This is a genomic window from Actinoallomurus acanthiterrae (assembly GCF_054775715.1).
On sequence record NZ_BAAHCO010000001.1, the window covers coordinates 12,137,951 to 12,155,284 of the forward strand.

Consider the following 17,334-nt stretch of genomic DNA (forward strand, 5'->3'; position numbering starts at 1 on the left):
TCGGCCTTTCCAGTGTTCCGATCTCACCCCACCTACGAACGGCCTCGCGTCAGACGGACAGCCCACCGGCGGAGATCTCGGCGAGTCTCCGCTCCAGGTAGCGGCGCTCCGGCCCGGTGGGCGCCAGAGCCAGGGCCGACCGGTAGGCGAGGGCCGCCTCGGGAAGGCGTCCCTGCCGGCGCAGGAGGTCGGCCTGGGCGGCGGGCAGCAGGTGGTGGTCGCGCAGCTCGGGCTCCAGAGCCGCCAGCAGGGCCAGTCCCCGTGCCGGGTCGACCATCCCCACGGCGATCGCCCCGTTCAGCCGGACGATCGCGGATGGGACGAGCGCCTCGAGACGGCGGTAGAGGGCCGCGATCTCAGCCCAGGGCGTCTCCTCGAAGGAGGGCGCGGTCGCGTGGCACGCGGCGATCGCGGCCTGGATCTGGTACGGCCCGGCGCGCCCGTGGCGCAGCGCGTCGTCGAGCACCGCTGTGCCCACGGCGATCCGTTCGTGCTGCCACCGGGAGCGGTCCTGTTCCTCCAGCGGCACCAGTTCGGGGCCGTCGAGCCGGGACGGGCGCCGGGCGTCATGGAGCACCATCAACGCCAGCAGCCCGGCGGCCTCCGGCTCCTCCGGCATCAGCCGGACGAGCAGCCGGCCCAGCCGGATCGCCTCGTCCGAGAGGCTCTGCCGGATCAGCGCGTCACCGCCGCTGGCCGCGTACCCCTCGTTGAACAGCAGGTAGAGGACGCCCAGCACGGAGTCGAGCCGTTCGGGCAGCAGCTCCGGGGACGGCATCCGGAAGGGGATCCCCGCGTCACGGATCCGGCCTTTGGCCCGGGTGAGCCGCTTGGACATGGTGCCCTCCGAGACCAGGAAGGCCCGGGCGATCTCGGCCGTGGTCAGGCCGGCCAGGGTCCGTAGCGTGAGCGTGACCCGGGCCTCGAACGGCAGTGCGGGATGGCAGCACGTGAACATGAGCCGCAGCCGGTCGTCCGGGAACGCATCCGCCGTAGGCACGGCAAACGCATCCGCCGTGGGCACGGCGGAATGCGCGGCCAGTTCGCGCGTCTTGGCGACGCCCACGGCGGCGCGGCGGAGCCGGTCGATCGCCTTGTTGCGCGCGGTCGTGGTGAGCCACGCGCCCGGCCTCGGCGGGATCCCCTCGGTCGGCCACCGCTGGAGCGCCTGGGTGAAGGCGTCCTGCGCGCAGTCCTCGGCCAGGTCCCAGTCGCCGGTCAACCGGATGAGCGTCGCGACGACCTGGCCCCATTCCTCCCGGAACAGAGCCGCGATCGTCGACTCGACGTTCACTGCTGTACGGCTCGTAGCTCGATCGTCCCGTGGCGCGCCACCGGGTGGGTCCGGGCCGCCTCGAGGGCCTCTTCGCGCGAGGCGTACTCGATCAGGCTGAAGCCGGCCACGACCTCCTTGGACTCGGCGAACGGGCCATCCGTGAGAAGGACCTCCCCGTCGCGGACGCGGACGGTCGTGGCGTCCGCCGGTGGTTCCAGCCCACCGGTCGTGATCAGGTTTTCGCCCCGGGCCGCGGCCCAGGCCTTGCAGGCGGGCAGGAAGTCCGGGTCGGCGAGCATCGCCTCGTACGCCGGCCCGTCTCCGCATATCAGCAGCAAGTACTTCACGTTCCGAGCCTAAGGCGACGCGGTTCGGGCCGTACGGGCGAGCGCGATCGCCGGGACCACGCCGATCGCCGCCAGCAGGGCGAGCCAGTAGCCGGTGATGGCCATGGCGGTCGCGGACGCGTGCGCCGAAGCGGCGTGGTCCCGCAGCGACAGGAACACCGTGCCGAAGACCGCGACGCCCAGCACCTGGCCCAGCTGCATCGTGGTGGTGAGCAGGCCGCTGGCGGCGGCCGCCTGCGAGAGCGGGACGTGCAGCAGCGAACGGGCGAGCAGCGGACTGACCGCCAGGCCCATGCCGACCCCGTCCGCCGCGAGCGCCGCCCACATCAGCGCGCCGCCGCTCGCGCCGGAGCGTACGGCCGCCGAGATGCCGAGGTAGGCGACGGCGCACAGGGCCAGCCCGGCGGGCGGAAGCACGCGGTGGGCGACGGCCGGCAGCGCGCGCCAGTAGAAACCGACGAGGCCGAACGCCGCGGCCATCGGAAGATAGGTGAGGCCGACCCGCAGGGCGCTGTCGCCGAGACCGGCCTCCAGGTGGAGGGTGCAGACGAAGAGGAACCCTCCGTAGCCCACCTGCATGGCGGCGAGCGCGCCGATCCCGGCTCTGACACCAGGGTTGCGCAGCACCGCCGGGTCCAGCAGAGGATCCCCACCGCGTCCCGCGACGCGCCGTTCGACCGGAAGGAGGATCCCGGCCAGGACGATTCCGGCGGCGACGGAGCCGAGGCTCCACGCGGGCCAGCCTTCCTCACGGCCGAGGACCAGCGGCAGCACGATCAGGAACACCGCCGAGGTCGCGATCGCGAGACCGAGCACGTCGATGCGGCGGGCCGTGCCCGGCTCGTCGGCGGGCACGAGGCGGGGCACCAGGAGGGCGAGGACGACGCCGAGCGGGACGTTGACGAGGAAGGCCGGCCGCCAGGTCAGCCCGAACAGGTCCGCGCTGACGAGCAGCCCGCCGATCACCAGGCCGGCGACCGAGCCGAGCGACAGCACCACGCCGTACGCGGACAGCGCCTTCGCGCGCGCCGGGCCGGTGAATCGCGTCTGGATGAGACTCATGATCTGCGGCACCATGACCGCCGCACCCGCGCCCTGGAGGAACCGGCACGCGATCAGCACCCCGGTCCCCGGCGCGACGCCGCAGGCGAACGACGTCGCCGTGAACACGACGACGCCGAGAAGGTACATCCGCCGCCGGCCGTACAGGGTGCCGAGCCGCGCTCCGGTGATGAGCAGCATCGCGTACGCCGCGGTGTAGCCGCCCACGACGAGCTGGAGTGACGCGCCCGAGGCGTGCAGGTCGGCGCCGATGGCGGGCATCGCGACGTTCACGATGAAGACGTCCAGCAGGCCCATGAACTGGCCGAGCAGCAGCACGGCGAGCATGAGCCAACGTCGGCCCTCCCGCTCGTGGGTCGCTTCGGCGCGCTGCGACGCGAGCACCGGTCTGGTCATGTCCGTCTCCGTTCGGTAGGTCGCCGTTGGCGGCTCTGGGGAGAGCCCGCCGGTACATACCGAGCGGCCGGGCCCGATTCATCGGTTCTTCCGTCGCCGCGGAGCGATGAGTTCGCCTCTCCCACGGAGTACGTAAAGGCGAGGAGGTATTCATGGGCGTGGTGGTGTGCGACCGGGACCTGGCAGAACGACGGCTCACCGGTTCAGGGGAAGGCGTGACACAGGTGCCGGTCGGCGAGGACTTCGAGCGCCGGGCCGATCCGTACCGGTCGGAGCTGCTGGCGCACTGTTACCGGATGCTCGGGTCGGTCCACGAGGCCGAGGACCTCGTCCAGGAGACGCTGCTGCGGGCGTGGCGGGCGTACGAGCGGTTCGACGAGCGGCGCGCGTCGCTGCGCACCTGGCTGCACCGCATCGCGACCAACGCCTGTCTGACCGCGCTGGAGAAGCAGGCCCGCCGGCCGCTGCCGTCGGAGATCGGCGCTCCCGGCGACGACCCCGAACAGCCGCTCGTGCCGGGGCACGAGGTGCCCTGGCTGCAGCCGCTTCCGGACGCGATGCTGCGGACCGACCCGAACGACCCGGCCAGCGTCCTCGTCGCCCGGGGCAGCCTCCGGCTGGCGTTCGTCGCCGCCATACAGCTCCTGCCTCCGCGGCAACGCGCCGTGCTCATCCTCCGCGACGTCCTCGACTGGTCGGCCGCCGAGGTGGCCGGCGCCCTCGAGACCACACCGGCGGCCGTGAACAGCGCGCTCCAGCGCGCCCGATCCCGGCTCGCGGAGGCCGCCGTGGGCGAGGACGAGATCAGCGAGCCGACCGACCGCCGGCGCCGCGCGCTGGTCGACCGCTATGTCGCGGCGCTCGAGAACGCCGATCTGGCGGCGCTCGAACGGCTGCTGACCGAGGACGCCATCCTGGAGATGCCGCCGTTCCTGAACTGGTACGTGGGCCAGGCGGACTACATCGGCTTCATCGCGCGCTGTTTCCGGCTCCGGGGCACCGGCTGGCGGATGTTCCCGGTCGGCGCCAACGGTCAGCCGGCCGTCGCCGCGTACGTCCCGGGCGACGACGGCGTCCACCACCTGCACACGCTTCAGGTGTTCACGGTGGCCGACGCGGGGATCGCTCGTACGACGGTGTTCCAGGACCCGGACGTGTTCGCCGCCTTCCGCCTGCCGCCGACCGTGGACGCCGGCTCCGGCCTGCTCAGCGCCCGGTGACGGTCGAGGCGCGCGGCGCCAAAGTGGGAGGCAGGCGCTGTGACTCGGCCTTCTCTCCGGCCATCAGCCGGATCAGCAGCTCGAGGGATCGCCGGCCGATCTCGCGCATCGGTACGGCGACGCTGGTGAGCGGGATCGGCAGCTCCGCGGCCAGGGGAGTGTCGTTGTATCCCATGATCGCGATATCCGTTCCGACGCGCAGACCGTGATCGCGGGCCGCGCCCAGGGCGCCGATCGCCGCGAAGTCGTTCACCGCGAAGATGGCCGTCGGCCGGTCCGCGGATCGGAGCAGCTCGTCCGCTGCGGCTCGACCGCCGGCGGTGTCGAACGGCGAGTGCAGCACACGCGTGCCGGGGATGTCGATGCCGTGGTCACGGTAGTGGTCGACGAACCCGGCGGTACGGTCGGCGCCCGTGCTGGCGAACGGCAGGCCCGCGATGACGGCGACCTCGGTATGGCCGAGGCCCAGGAGGTGCTCGGCCGCCAGCCGTCCGCCGAGCCGGTCGTCGGGCGTGACCGAGGGATGCAGGCCTGACCTGCGGTTGGCCAGGACGAACCGCACTCCGTCCGCGGCCAGCCGGTCCAGGAATCCGTCGTCGAGGCGGGCGTCACCGAAGATCAGGCCGTCGACGCGGCGGGCGAGGAGCGTCTTCGTCCGCGCTCGCCGGTTCTCCTCATCGTCCAGGCTGTTGGCGGCGATGGTGGTGAGCCCGCGCTCACCGGCGGCTTCGTCGATGCCCTCGTAGATCGTCGCGAGCACGAGGTCGGACACGCGCGGGACGAGGACTCCGATGAGCCTGCTGCGTCCGGTCCGCAGACCGCTACCGTGGGGATCGGGCTGGTATCCCAGCTCGGCCGCCAGGCGGCGGATGCGTTCGGCGGTGTCGCCGGAGGCCGCGCGCGCGCCGTCCTCGGCCGGGCCGTTCAGCACCCGGGAGACGGTCGAGACGTGGAGCCCGAGCTGATCGGCGATGGACCGCAGCGTCACCGGGCGAACCTTCGGATCCGCCACGAACGCCTCACCTCCTTACGGCACCGGCTCACCCTACGCCGATGGTCGATGCACGTGGGCGGGATCTTCTCGGCACCTCTTGACGGCCTCCGGGTGTCGCGTTCATGCTAACCCAAACGTTTGGCCCAAACGTTTGGGCAACGAGAAGGGAGCCCACGATGACGACGACCACCTCTCCGCACGAGCCGGCCGCTGGCCCGGCGCGTGTCGCCGTGCTCCAGTTCGACCCGCAGGTCGGCCCGGAGAACCGCGGCGCCAACTCCGAACGGGCGCTCGCCCTGGCGACCCGGGCCGCCGAGGACGGGGCCACGCTGATCGTCCTGCCGGAGCTGGCGACGACGGGCTACAGCTTCCGCGACCGCGCCGAGGCCTTCGAGCACGCGGAGAACGTCCCGGACGGCGAAACGGTCAAGACCTGGGAGTCCTTCACCCGGCGGCACGGCGTGCACCTGGTCGGCGGCCTCGCCGAACGCGACGGAGTGCGCCTGTACGACACGGCCGTCCTCGTCGGCCCGGACGGATACGTGGGCCACTACCGCAAGGCCCATCTGTGGAACCGGGAGAAGCTGTGGTTCACCCCCGGTGACCTGGGCTTCCCGGTGTTCGAGACACCGATCGGGCGGATCGGCCTGCTCATCTGCTGGGACATCTGGTTCCCCGAGGTCCCCCGGCTGCTGGCCCAGCAGGGCGCGGACATCATCTGCAGCGTCAACAACTGGGTGTGGACGCCACCGCCGATCTTCGATGAGAGCGGCCGGTGCATGGCCTCGTACCTGACCATGACCGCCGCGCACGTGAACAACGTGTTCATCGCCGCCGCCAACCGGGTCGGGTCCGACCGTGGCGCCCGCTTCCTCGGCTGTTCGCTCATCGCCGGGACCAACGGCTGGCCCATCGGCCGGGTGGCGGGCGCCGAGGAGGAGACCATCCTCACCGCCGACATCGACGTCGTCTCCGCCCGCAGCGCCCCGATCTGGAACCAGCTGAACGACCTGATCCGGGACCGGCGCACCGACCTGTACGATCCGATGCTCGGCTACACGCTGAGCCCCGCGGCCCCGCGCTGATCGGGCGGCCGCGATGACCACGACGATCCGCGAACGTCCGCACGCTCCGCGACTGTGGGCCGCCGCCGGTGCGGTCGTCGCCCTCGCCGCGCTGCTGGGCCTGTTCCCCGGCCTCCGGCACTCATGACCTCGCTCACTGAGAGGAAGTCTCCTTGACCACACCTCCGGCGGCCTCGGGCCACTTCGCCGGCCGGTCGCTCAGCGACCTCGCCTCGGATCTGCGACAGCGACGGAGCACGGCGGTCGACCTCGTGCGGCACGCGCTGAACGCGATCAGCCGCCTCAATCTGGCCGTCAACGCCTTCGTGACCGTGGCCGCCGACGAGGCATTGGCGGCGGCCTGGCGGGCGGACCGTGAACTCGCCGACGGCGTCGACCGGGGTCCCCTGCACGGGATACCGATCGCGGTCAAGGACGTCATCATGGTCGCGGGCCGGCCCGTGAGCATGGGTTCACAGCACTACGCGGGCCACGTGGCCACCACCGACGCGGCCTGTGTCCGGCTCCTCCGCGAGGCGGGCGCGATCGTGGTCGGCCAGACGACCACCCACGAGTTCGCCTACGGCCCCACCGGAGACCGCTCGGCCAACGGCCCCTCCCGCAACCCGCGCGATCCCGCGCGGATGACCGGCGGCTCCAGCGGCGGAAGCGCCGCCGCCGTGGCAGCGGGAATGGTCCCCCTCGCCGTCGGCACGGACACCGGCGGCTCCGTACGGATTCCGGCGGCTCTGTGCGGGATCGCGGGATTCAAGCCCGCGTACGGCGTGATCCCCACTGACGGCGTCTTCCCGCTGTCCACGACGCTGGACCACGTCGGTCTGCTCGCCGCGAGCGCGCAGGACTGCCGGATCGCCTACCGGGCACTCGTCCCTGACCGGACCTCACCGGAGGGCCGCGCACCCCGCGTCGCCTGGCTCGACACCGGCCCCCTGTTCCCCGTCGACGCCCGCGTCCTGCACTCGGCGCTGGGGTCCTCGGTGGGTAAGGACGAGCTCCGTATCCCGCCGGGAGTCGCCGAAGAGCTGCGTGAGGCGTTCACCGCCATCCAGAGCGGCGAGGCCGCGGCCGTACACGCCGACCGCCTGGCCGAGCGCCCCGACCTGTTCGACCCCGAAGTCCTCGAACGCCTCCGATCGGCCGCCGCCGTGCCCGCCTGGAAGTACGTCCGGGCACTGCGGGCACGACCCCGGCTCGCCGACGCCGTCGACGCGCTCTTCGAACACCATGACGTCCTCGCGCTGCCGACCGTGCCGCTGACCGCACCGCTCATCGACCAGCGGGACACCCTGCTGGACGACAGGCAGGTGCGCGTACGCGACGCCCTGCTCGCCCTGACCAGCCCATGGAACGTACTGGGCCTGCCCGCGCTCACCATCCCGGCCGGGACGGTCGACGGCCTGCCCACCGGGCTACAGCTGATCTGCCGGACCGGCCAGGAAGAGCTGCTCTTCGAAACGGCCGCGCTCACCGTTGGAGAACCCCATGCCCACTGATCACGAGATCCTGGAACTGCCCGGCTTCGCGCTGGAGAACGGCGGCACACTGCAGCCGGCCCGGCTCGCCTACCAGACGTACGGCCGGCTGAACTCCAGTAAGACCAACGCCGTCCTGTTCCCCACCTGGTTCGCCGGCGACCACCACTCCAACGAATGGCTCATCGGCGAGGACCGGGCACTGGACCCGCGCGAGTACTTCATCATCGTGCCGAACCTGTTCGGCAACGGCGTGTCCTCTTCCCCTTCCAACACCCCGCACGATGCCACCGGCTTTCCCGCGATCACCATCCGCGACAACGTCCGAGCCCAGCACGCTCTGGTCACCGCGCACTTCGGCATCGAACGGCTCGCGCTCGTCCTCGGGTGCTCCATGGGCGCCCTGCAGACCTATCAATGGGCGGTCGGCCATCCCGAGATGGTCGCCCGCGCACTGCCGTTCTGCGGGGCGCCGAAGACCTCGCCGCACAACGTCGTGTTCCTCGAAAGCCTGCGGGCGGCCCTCACCCTGGACGCCGCGTACCAAGGCGGGCGCTATGCCGCCCCACCGCTGGCGGGGATCAGGGCGTTCTCCCGGGTGTACGCCGGTTGGGGCTTCTCGCAGGCCTTCTACTGGGAGGAGACCTACCGGGAACTCGGCTTCGCGACCCTGCAGGACTTCCTGACCGGATTCTGGGAGGCCAACTTCATCGACCAGGACGCCAACGACCTGCTGACGATGCTGTGGACCTGGCAGCACGCCGATGTCTCCACCACCCCCGGAATGGAAGGCGACATCAAACGCGCCCTCGGCTCCATCACGGCGAAGACCCTCGCCCTCCCCGCGGAGAAGGACCTGTACTTCCCGCCCGAGGACGAGATCCGCGCCGCGCAGTACATTCCGGGCGGCGAGGTCCGGGTGATCCCCGGGATCTGGGGCCATCTGACCGGCGGAGGCGCCGACCCGACCGGCGCCGCCTTCATCGACACCGCCGTCCGCGACCTTCTCGCCACGGAGTAGCCGTACCCCGAGTCGCCCCACGGCGTGATCCGGCCGTGGGGCATCGCGGGGGTCAGCCGAAGTCGTACGGGGTGAGGTACTCCGGCAGTACGACCTTGGTGCGCGGGCTGACCTTTCGCACCGTGGCGACGAAGGCGTCGAGGTGCGGCTTGACATCCGGATCGGGCTGCGGGGGATTCGTCAGCTCCGTCTCGAAGTTGTCCCAGTGGACCGGGACGACGACCGAGGGTCTGCCCAGCGCCGTGATGATCCGCTCGGCGTACTCGTAGGTCGAGCCGCTCGCCTGCATCGCGATCATCGCGACGTCCGGGGAGAGACCGGACACGTTGCGTTCCACGAAGTCGCTACCGCCCATGAAGAACACCGAGGGGCCGTTCTTGACGGTCACCTGGTAGGCGAGCGTGTCGCCTTCGGGCAGGTCCGCCACGGTCCGCGGCTTGTCCGGGCGAGTGAGCCGCACGCCCGGCAGCCCGATCGAGTACGCCTTGTTGCGACTGTGCAGCGAGGCGACCACCTCGACGGTATAGGCGCCGAAGTCGAGGACCTCGCCGCCCTTGACCAGGCCGAGCTGCCCGGACGGCACCTCGGAGGCCAGCGCCAGGTTGTAGGTCGTCATCGTGCCGATGACCCGGGCGCCCGTCCTCTGGGCGATGTACGGGACGTCGTTGAAGTGGTCCCAGTGCGAGTGGGTCACCAGGACCGTCTCCGGCCTGCCGACGTGCTCGTCGACGGTCCCGGTGGCCACCGAGAGCTTCGTCGCCGGATCGAACGACCCGGTGAACATGCCGGTCTTGTACCGGCTGAGGTACGGGTCGACGAGCAGGGTCCGCGACCCGACGTCGATCCTCCACCCCGCCGTCCCGAACCAGCGGAACGTCACGGCGGTGCTCTCGCCGCTCACGCGAGTCGCCGCCGCCTGCTCTCCGGTCGCCGCCCGCTGCTCCCCCGCCGCCGACGCCGCGTACGCTCCCACGCCCGCCACGACGGTGGCACCGACGGTCGCGCTCCGCAGGAAACGCCGCCGGTCGACTCGCTGTCCGGACACCCTGATCTCCCCCTTTGATGGGCCGAGCGGTTGATCAGGCGGCATTCGACCACCGAGCCGCCGGCCACGTCCAAGATCAGCGAGACCGGTCGCTCATAGGAGAACGGATATCGGACGACGTCGGAAGGGCGGTGCGGCAGTGTCATTTCATGGGCGAAAGGTGCGCAACGCGTCGACCGCGGCGCGGGCGGCCTCGCCCATCGCCAGGTCGACGTCGATCCGACGCGGGTCCAGCCGCTCGGTCCGCGCGAAGATCGCGATGGCGTACCGGCGGCCGTCGGGATACTCGGCGACCCCCGCCTCGTTGTGCAGGCCCGGCAGGGTCCCGGTCTTCGCGGCGACGCGCACCCCCGCCGGGAAGCCACTGGGAATCCGCGTCCAGAAGACCTGATGCCCCATCAGCTCCCGGACCATGGCGCACGCCGCTTCCGGACCGGCCTCGTCACGCCAGATGAGGCGCAGCAGCCGGGTGATGTCCCGGGCGGTGCTGGACGTGGTGCGCTCCGGATCGAAGACCCGCAGCGCCCGTACGCGCTCTTCCGGAAGAGTCGGGAAGATCCCGGCGAACTCCGCCTCCGTCCGCGCGCCGACGTCGGCGAACACCGACGCCAGAAGCTCGCGCGGCCCGCCGATCACCCGCGTGCGCGTCAGGCCGAGCTCGTCCGCCAGCAGCGGCAGAGTGTCCGGGCCGATCCGGCGCATGAGCAGATCGGCGGCCGTGTTGTCGCTGATCGACATCGCGAAGTACGCGAGGTCGCGGAGCGACGCCTCGACGTCGTCGGCGCACCCGGCCATCCCCCAGCCGCCGAGCCGGTCCTCGGCCCGTACGAGCACGCGCTCCGCTGGGTCGACCTGGCCGGCGACGACCTGCCGGGCGAACTCGAGAACGAGAAGGATCTTGAAGACCGACGCGATGACGACCTGGTCGTCCACGCCGATCCCGACCTCCCGGCCGTCGTCGACGTCGACCACGTGAAGGCGGGCGCTGACGCCGACCGAGTCGAACTTCCGGGCGATGAGATCCTCCGTCCGCACCCGCTCACGCTATCGCCGTATGGTCCTTCGGCCTGCCTTATCGTGTCGGCGTGGATCTCGCGCGGCATCTGCGGTACTTCGTCGTCACGGCCGAGGAACTGCATTTCGGCCGGGCCGCGGAGATCATCGGCATCGCCCAGCCGCCGCTCAGTCAGTCGATCCAGCGGCTCGAACGCGAGCTCGGCGTCGAGTTGTTCGACCGTTCGCGGCGCCAGGTGGAGCTGACCACCGCCGGCGCTGCTCCTCGACGAGGCGCGCGACCTGCTGGCCCGCGAGCGACGGCTGCGCACGCTGATGCGGAAGGCCGCCGACGGCGCACTCGGCACCCTGCGCGCGGGCGTCCCGCCGGAGACACCGGCGGTGTCGTTGCAGGCACTGTCCCGGCGGCTCACCGAAGAGGTCCCCGAACTCGACGTCGACCTGCAGGAGCTGACGACCGCCGAGCAGCTGCGCCTGCTCGCCTCGGGACAGCTCGACGTCGGCCTGGTGCACCATCCGGTGGAGGCCGCCGACCTACGGTTCGGCCCGGCCGTCGACATCCCGCTGGGAGTGGTCCTGCCGCGCACGTCGCCACTGGCGCGGCTGCACGAAGTCGGGCTGGGCGACCTCGCCGGTCACGGCCTCATCCTCGCCCCACGGGCGACGGCGCCCGGCTGGCACGACCACCTGCTCGAGGTCTGCCGGAACCACGGCTTCACCCCGTCTGGGCTCCGGCACGCCCGCAACCCGGAGTTCCTGCTGGGACTGGTGCTCGGCGGACACGGCGTGGCGTTCGAGCAGGAGATGCTGGCCCGCCGCGAGCCACGCGTGGCCTGGCGCCCGCTCACGAACCGTCCCCTGCTGCGGAGCGTTTCAGCGGCCTGGCCCGCGGACACGGCCCACCCTGCGGCACCGAGGTTCGCCTCGATCGCGGCGGACGTCATCGCCGCCGAGTGCGCCCCGCTTCCACCGGCGGCTCCTGTGATGTCGCGCCCGTGGTCGGTCGTCTACACCGCGGGACGGTGACCGAGCCCCGGTCCGTCGCTCGTGGAGTTCACTCCGGGCGGGAGGGCAGGTTGCCGTTGCCGCGATCCTCGGTGAAGACGTCGCGCGCCGAGTTCTTGGGCTGGCGGTTCATGAGGACGAGCTGCAGGATGAACGACGCACCGCCCACCGCCATGAAGATGACCCCCAGGGCGGGCAGATCTATGCCGCTGATGTGCGCCTTGATCGCCCACTTGAAGATCGCACCGACGGTGATCAGGAAGATGCTGACGCCGAACCCCACCGTGCCTCCGACCCAGGCCGATCTGCAAAACCCAACTACGAGTAAACACCCGTGCGCTGCGGCGCACCACCCTACCGGCCCCGTAGATCACTCACCCCGCCGAACCCGTGCGGCTTCCGTCGCATCGGCCGGCTCTGGCTTCCCGCTCCGGCAAGGTGGCCTGACCGCCGGCTCCGAGGACGACCGTCGCGATCCGGTCCCAGACGTAGCGGTGCCCCACGCGCTCTTGGCTGACCAGATCGATCGCGTCGATCCGGACGCATCTGGAGGAGCTGGTGAGCACTCGTCTAAATCAGAGGCGGGCTTCCAGGCGGCTCATCAGCGGCGCGTAGTCGTACTGCGGGAATACGGAGGGGAACGTCTCCAGCATGTTCGTCAGGCTCTCCACATGCGAGCGGAACTCACGGTCGCGTAGGGACGCGTCGACGAACAGCATCTGCCAGCCGAAAGCGCCCTTCGTCAGACGCAAGGTATCCAGGTAACCGCAGTAATCGAGCTCCATCCTGAGAAACCCTTGCGTGTTGTCCTCCGCGTCGTACAGGTACCGGTCCTGATACCAGATCTCCAGCTGATCCTTGTGCGGCTCAATGCGAATGAAGGCCGCTTCACCCGTCGCTCTGACAGGGGCGAAGTCGATCATCCGCAGCTCGGACATCAACCGGCGCTCGCGCTCCGACGCCAGGTCGTTGTGGCGCGGGGGATCCCTGAGAAGGGCCCGGCACAGATGCGGGAGGCAGAACTCACCGTTGAATTCCCGCTTCGGGTCCGCACACGACCACTGGCAGGAGAGCGACCAGAACCGCAGCGCGCAGTTCTTGAGTTCGGCGCTGAGCCTGACGTGTTCCCACTCTTCTTTCAGCTGGGACAACGGATCGAAGTCGGCCAGCGGGAATGACATGCGCTCCTGTTCACAGGTCACGTCGAAGAGGGGGCTGTCACTCAACTCCCTGACTGATTCGACCTGCAGTTCTTCGCTTCGCGTCAGAGGTTCCATCGAGTGCTGTTCTACCGTGCTGCCGCCGGTTTGTCCGCTCAACGTGGAAGCACGACCTGCCCCGAAACCCGAAACGTGCGAGGTCCCGGCGCCGACGGGGATCGGCGCCGGGACCTCGGTGAGCACTCTTCGGGTCAGAAGGCCTCTTCGGGGAGGTCCATCAGGTCGCCCGTGGTGGCCTCGGCTATGGCGCGCTCGGCGGCGATCTTCGGCAGCTGGGTCGCGCAGAAGAACTGTGCGGCGGCGACCTTGCCGGTGTAGAAGGCGCGGTCGGCGTCGGAGACGTCGCCGCCCAGCTTGGCCAGCGCGACCTCGGCCTGGCGGCAGAGCAGCCAGGCGATGACGACGTCGCCGAGGGACATGAGGAGGCGGGTCGTGTTGAGGCCGGCCTTGTAGATCTCCTCCGGACGCTCCATGGAGCCGAGCGCCCAGCCGATCATCGGGTTGAGGATGCCCTGGGCGTCCTCGAGGGCCTTGCCGAGCAGGGCGCGCTCGTTCTTCAGCCGGCCGTTACCGGCGTCGCTCTCGACGAACTCCTTGATCTGCCCGGCGAGGTGCTGCAGCGCCTCGCCGTTGTCCCGCAGGATCTTGCGGAAGAAGAAGTCCATGCCCTGGATCGCCGTGGTGCCCTCGTACAGCGAGTCGATTTTGGCGTCCCGGATGTACTGCTCGAGCGGGTAGTCCTGGAGGAAGCCGGAGCCGCCGAGGGTCTGCAGCGACTGGGTCAGCACCTCGTACGCCCGCTCGGAGCCGACGCCCTTGACGACGGGCAGGAGCAGGTCGTTGACCTTCTCGGCGAGCTTGTCCGGCTCGCCGGCGGCCTCCGCGAGCTGCACCTTGTCCTGGTAGCTGGCGGTGTAGAGGACGAGCGCCCGCATGCCCTCGGCGTAGGCCTTCTGCAGCATGAGGAGGCGGCGTACGTCGGGGTGGTGGGTGATGGTGACGCGCGGGGCGGCCTTGTCCGTCATCTTGGTCAGGTCCGCGCCCTGCACGCGCTCCTTGGCGTACTCCAGCGCGTTGAGATAGCCGGTGGACAGCGTCGAGATCGCCTTCGTGCCGACCATCATGCGGGCCTGCTCGATGATCATGAACATCTGCTTGATGCCCTCGTGGACGTCGCCCACGAGGTAGCCGATGGCCGGGTGCTTCTCGCCGAAGGTGAGCTCGCAGGTCGTGGAGACCTTCAGGCCCATCTTCTTCTCGACGTTGGTGACGTAGACGCCGTTACGCTCGTGGAGTTCACCGGTCTCGGTGTCGACGAGGTACTTCGGCACGATGAACATCGACAGGCCCTTGGTGCCCGGCCCGGCGCCCTCGGGGCGGGCCAGCACGTAGTGCAGGATGTTGTCGGCCATGTCATGCTCGGCGCTGGTGATGAAGCGCTTGACGCCCTCGATGTGCCAGGTGCCGTCGGGCTGCTGGACCGCCTTCGCACGGCCGGCGCCGACGTCGGAGCCCGCGTCGGGCTCGGTCAGCACCATGGTGGAGCCCCAGTGCTTCTCGATCGCCATCTCGGCGAGCTTCTTCTGCTCCGGGGTGCCGATCTTCCACAGGAGCCAGGCGAAGCTCGGGCCGCTGGAGAACATCCAGATGGCCGGGTTCGCGCCGAGGATGAGCTCGCCGACGGCCCAGTGCAGGCTGCGGGGGGCGTTCATGCCGCCGAGCTCGGTCGGCAGCTCCAGGCGCCACCACTCGGCCTCGTTGAAGTGGGCCCGGAAGGACTTCTTGAAGCTCTCGGGCATCGTGACCGTGTTGGTCTCGGGGTCGAACACGGGCGGGTGGCGGTCGGCGTCCTCGAACGACTCCGCGAGCACCCCGGTGGCGAGGCGGTTCACCTCGTCCAGGACGCTGCGCGCGGTGGCCTCGTCGACCTCGCCGAACGGTCCGGTTCCCAGGACCTCCTGACGGCCGAGCACCTCGAAGAGGTTGAACTCGATGTCACGCAGGTTGCTCTTGTAGTGCCCCATGAACACCCCGTTGCTCTCGGGCGGGCGGGTCGCACCCGGTTACGTACCAGTCAGTAACACGATGATGTTACCCGCCAGTAGCCGGACAGACAAACTCTGTCCCGAAAAATGGCCGTTTCTATAGGAACGGGCGGTGGCAACTGCGGGATGTCTCCAAGTGACGGCGGCTCGGATACCCGGGTGATCGTCGGACAGGACAGCGGCCTCATCCGCCGTGGTCCCGCCCCCTCCGCGACCTCACGGGCCGGAAGGAGGAGCCCATGGTCACGGAAGCGCACGCCGGAAGGCTCCGGCGCGAGGTCGGCCTCATCGGCCTGACCTTCTTCTCCCTCGGCTCGATCATCGGATCGGGCTGGCTCTTCGGCGCGATGAACGCCGCCAAGCACGCAGGACCGGCCGCCGTGCTCGCCTGGCCACTGGCCGGCGTCATGCTGCTGACGCTCGCGCTCATCCACGCCGAGCTCGGCGGCATGTACCCGATGGCGGGTGCGACCGTACGGTTCTCGCACTACGCCTTCGGCGGCTTCGGCGGCTTCACCATCGGCTGGGCGAGCTGGATCTACTCGATGGCCATCGCGCCGATCGAGGTGCAGGCGTCACTGACGTACGCCTCCGCCATCGAGCCCCTGCACTGGCTCACCCACAAGGTGCACGGCACGGCGGTCGTCACCTTCCCGGCCGGCTACATCGTCGCCGCCCTCCTGATGCTGATGTTCACGATCATCAACGCGTTCGGGGTCAAGGTCTTCGCGACGGCGAACACCTACTCCGTCTGGTGGAAGATCGCCATCCCGCTGCTCACCGTCGTCACCTTCCTGTTCTTCCTCCACCCGGCGAACTTCACCGCGCAGGGCGGCTTCTTCCCCAGCTCGACCAACGGCATCAAGGGCCTGTTCCTCGCCCTGCCGCTGGGGGTGATCTTCGCCGAGCTCGGCTTCGAGTCGGCCGTCGAGATGGCCGGCGAGGCGCGCAATCCACGCCGTGACGTGTGGCGCGCCGTCATCTACTCGACGCTCATCGGCATCGCCATCTACACGCTGCTGCAGGTGGCGTTCCTCGGCGCCCTCCACCCGGGGGACATCGCACACGGCTGGCCGAACCTCAGCTTCACCCACGACATCGGCCCGTACGCGGGTCTGGCCACCGTGCTCGGCCTGACCTGGCTCGTCGTCCTGCTGTACGCCGACGCGTTCATCTCACCGACCGGCACCGGGCTCATCTACACCGGCACCCAGGCGCGTCTGCTGTACGGCATGGGCCGCGAGCGGTACATCCCCGACCGGTTCGCCTTCGTGAACACCCGCGGCGTGCCCATCTACGGCATCGTCTTCGGCTGGATCATGGGGGTGATCCTCTTCCTGCCGTTCCCGGGCTGGGAGACGCTGGTCTCGTTCATCACCTCGGCGGCCGTGCTGATGTACACCGCGACCCCACTGGCCATGGCGCACCTGCGCCGGGCCGACCCGTACCGGGACCGGCCGTTCCGGCTGCCGGCCGCGTCGGTCCTGAACCCGCTCGGCTTCGTCTTCGCCTCGCTGCTGCTCTACTGGGCGAGCTGGCAGACGGTGTGGCGGCTGCTCGTCGCCGTGGTCGCCGGCTTCGTGCTGCTGGCCATCTCGTACTACAGCCGGCCGCCGGCGGAACGACCCAACCTGGAGATGCGGCACTCGGTCTGGATCTGGCCGTACCTCGTCGGCATGGGGATCATCTCCTACTACGGCGCGTTCCCCGGCGAGGGCGGCCTGTTCAGGTCGCACGAGGTGCTGCCCTTCGGGTGGGACTTCCTGGTCGTCGCGGCCTTCGCGCTGGTGATCTACTACTTCGCGCTGGTGACGGCCCTGCCGTCCGAGCGCGTCCAGGAACACGTCGCGCGGGACGACTTCGAGGTAGCGGTGGAGCCGACGGCGCGCGCGGCCTGACCGGCCCGGAAATCCGAAGGTCACCGCCGTGCTCCTGCGCGCCGCCCACTCCGACGTCCTGCCCATCCAGGTGGAAGGCGCGCTCGGCCTCACCTGCGACCACCTGATCGACCGGCACCGCGACCTCGTACGGGGCCTGGCCGAATCCTGGCCCGGCGGCGACGACGAACCCGACCGGGCCTGGCTCGTCCTCGACGCGCTCGAGGACTGACGCGCGGCCCCGCACTTCGCCCG

The 17,334-nt window shown here is 70.2% G+C and carries 16 protein-coding genes and 1 pseudogene; 8 read left to right on the forward strand and 9 right to left on the reverse strand.

Features of this window, described 5'->3' with window-relative positions; translation table 11 throughout:
- Positions 1-49 precede the first annotated feature (49 nt).
- From ACYVF7_RS57180 to ACYVF7_RS57190, 3 genes are read right to left on the reverse strand one after another with little or no spacing between them, the layout of a single operon-like run.
- The gene (locus tag ACYVF7_RS57180; RefSeq protein ID WP_460356777.1) at positions 50-1,294 is read right to left on the reverse strand and encodes an RNA polymerase sigma factor; all 1,245 of its coding nucleotides are present in this window, start codon (positions 1,292-1,294) and stop codon (positions 50-52) included.
- Complete coding sequence (locus ACYVF7_RS57185; RefSeq protein ID WP_460356779.1) at positions 1,291-1,623, reverse strand: YciI family protein; 333 nt, start codon at positions 1,621-1,623, stop codon at positions 1,291-1,293. Before ACYVF7_RS57185 ends, ACYVF7_RS57180 begins: the two co-directional genes overlap by 4 nt.
- Before the next feature lie 9 nt (positions 1,624-1,632).
- Positions 1,633-3,081, reverse strand: coding sequence for an MFS transporter (locus ACYVF7_RS57190; protein ID WP_460356781.1), 1,449 nt, complete (start codon positions 3,079-3,081; stop codon positions 1,633-1,635).
- A 152-nt stretch (positions 3,082-3,233) separates the two neighbouring features.
- Between ACYVF7_RS57190 and ACYVF7_RS57195 the strand changes: the two genes are divergently transcribed.
- Entirely contained in the window at positions 3,234-4,301 is a 1,068-nt protein-coding gene (locus ACYVF7_RS57195; protein WP_460356783.1) for a sigma-70 family RNA polymerase sigma factor, read from the forward strand.
- Here the strand turns inward: ACYVF7_RS57195 and ACYVF7_RS57200 are convergent.
- Positions 4,288-5,313, reverse strand: a complete 1,026-nt coding sequence (locus ACYVF7_RS57200; RefSeq protein ID WP_460356786.1) for a LacI family DNA-binding transcriptional regulator — start codon at positions 5,311-5,313, stop codon at positions 4,288-4,290. The genes ACYVF7_RS57195 and ACYVF7_RS57200 overlap by 14 nt on opposite strands.
- A 158-nt stretch (positions 5,314-5,471) precedes the next feature.
- Here ACYVF7_RS57200 and ACYVF7_RS57205 point away from each other — a divergent pair, with 158 nt between their 5' ends.
- The 3 genes from ACYVF7_RS57205 (at position 5,472) to ACYVF7_RS57215 (ending at position 8,873) form a co-directional block, all read left to right on the forward strand.
- Positions 5,472-6,380 carry a nitrilase family protein gene (locus tag ACYVF7_RS57205; protein ID WP_460356789.1) on the forward strand — a complete coding sequence of 303 codons (909 nt, stop codon included), beginning with the start codon at positions 5,472-5,474 and terminating at the stop codon, positions 6,378-6,380.
- A gap of 152 nt (positions 6,381-6,532) precedes the next feature.
- Complete coding sequence (locus tag ACYVF7_RS57210; protein WP_460356793.1) at positions 6,533-7,873, forward strand: amidase; 1,341 nt, start codon at positions 6,533-6,535, stop codon at positions 7,871-7,873.
- Positions 7,863-8,873, forward strand: a complete 1,011-nt coding sequence (locus tag ACYVF7_RS57215; protein ID WP_460356796.1) for an alpha/beta fold hydrolase — start codon at positions 7,863-7,865, stop codon at positions 8,871-8,873. The genes ACYVF7_RS57210 and ACYVF7_RS57215 overlap by 11 nt, the downstream gene beginning before the upstream one ends.
- Positions 8,874-8,925: 52 nt before the next feature.
- Here the strand turns inward: ACYVF7_RS57215 and ACYVF7_RS57220 are convergent, their stop codons facing one another.
- Together ACYVF7_RS57220 and ACYVF7_RS57225 are read right to left on the reverse strand one after the other, a co-directional pair.
- Entirely contained in the window at positions 8,926-9,918 is a 993-nt protein-coding gene (locus ACYVF7_RS57220) for an MBL fold metallo-hydrolase (protein WP_460356798.1), read from the reverse strand.
- 147 nt (positions 9,919-10,065) lie between these two features.
- Entirely contained in the window at positions 10,066-10,953 is an 888-nt protein-coding gene (locus tag ACYVF7_RS57225) for a serine hydrolase (RefSeq protein WP_460356800.1), read from the reverse strand.
- A gap of 50 nt (positions 10,954-11,003) precedes the next feature.
- Between ACYVF7_RS57225 and ACYVF7_RS57230 the strand changes: the two are divergent.
- Both ACYVF7_RS57230 and ACYVF7_RS57235 read left to right on the forward strand, forming a co-directional pair.
- Positions 11,004-11,129: pseudogene (locus ACYVF7_RS57230) on the forward strand (LysR family transcriptional regulator); the annotation flags it as partial.
- 118 nt (positions 11,130-11,247) lie between these two features.
- On the forward strand, positions 11,248-11,958 hold the full coding sequence (locus ACYVF7_RS57235) for a LysR family substrate-binding domain-containing protein (RefSeq protein WP_460356802.1): 711 nt from the start codon (positions 11,248-11,250) through the stop codon (positions 11,956-11,958).
- A 28-nt stretch (positions 11,959-11,986) separates the two neighbouring features.
- Here ACYVF7_RS57235 and ACYVF7_RS57240 read toward each other — a convergent pair whose 3' ends face one another.
- From ACYVF7_RS57240 to ACYVF7_RS57250, 3 genes are all read right to left on the reverse strand, one after another.
- Complete coding sequence (locus tag ACYVF7_RS57240; RefSeq protein WP_460356804.1) at positions 11,987-12,220, reverse strand: DUF6458 family protein; 234 nt, start codon at positions 12,218-12,220, stop codon at positions 11,987-11,989.
- A 292-nt stretch (positions 12,221-12,512) separates the two neighbouring features.
- Complete coding sequence (locus ACYVF7_RS57245) at positions 12,513-13,340, reverse strand: hypothetical protein (RefSeq protein ID WP_460356806.1); 828 nt, start codon at positions 13,338-13,340, stop codon at positions 12,513-12,515.
- 8 nt (positions 13,341-13,348) lie between these two features.
- On the reverse strand, positions 13,349-15,181 hold the full coding sequence (locus ACYVF7_RS57250) for an acyl-CoA dehydrogenase (protein ID WP_460356809.1): 1,833 nt from the start codon (positions 15,179-15,181) through the stop codon (positions 13,349-13,351).
- Positions 15,182-15,441: 260 nt separating this feature from the next.
- Between ACYVF7_RS57250 and ACYVF7_RS57255 the strand changes: the two genes are divergently transcribed.
- Complete coding sequence (locus ACYVF7_RS57255) at positions 15,442-17,100, forward strand: APC family permease (RefSeq protein WP_460356811.1); 1,659 nt, start codon at positions 15,442-15,444, stop codon at positions 17,098-17,100.
- 28 nt (positions 17,101-17,128) lie between these two features.
- Complete coding sequence (locus ACYVF7_RS57260; RefSeq protein WP_460356813.1) at positions 17,129-17,311, forward strand: hypothetical protein; 183 nt, start codon at positions 17,129-17,131, stop codon at positions 17,309-17,311.
- Positions 17,312-17,334: the final 23 nt, after the last annotated feature.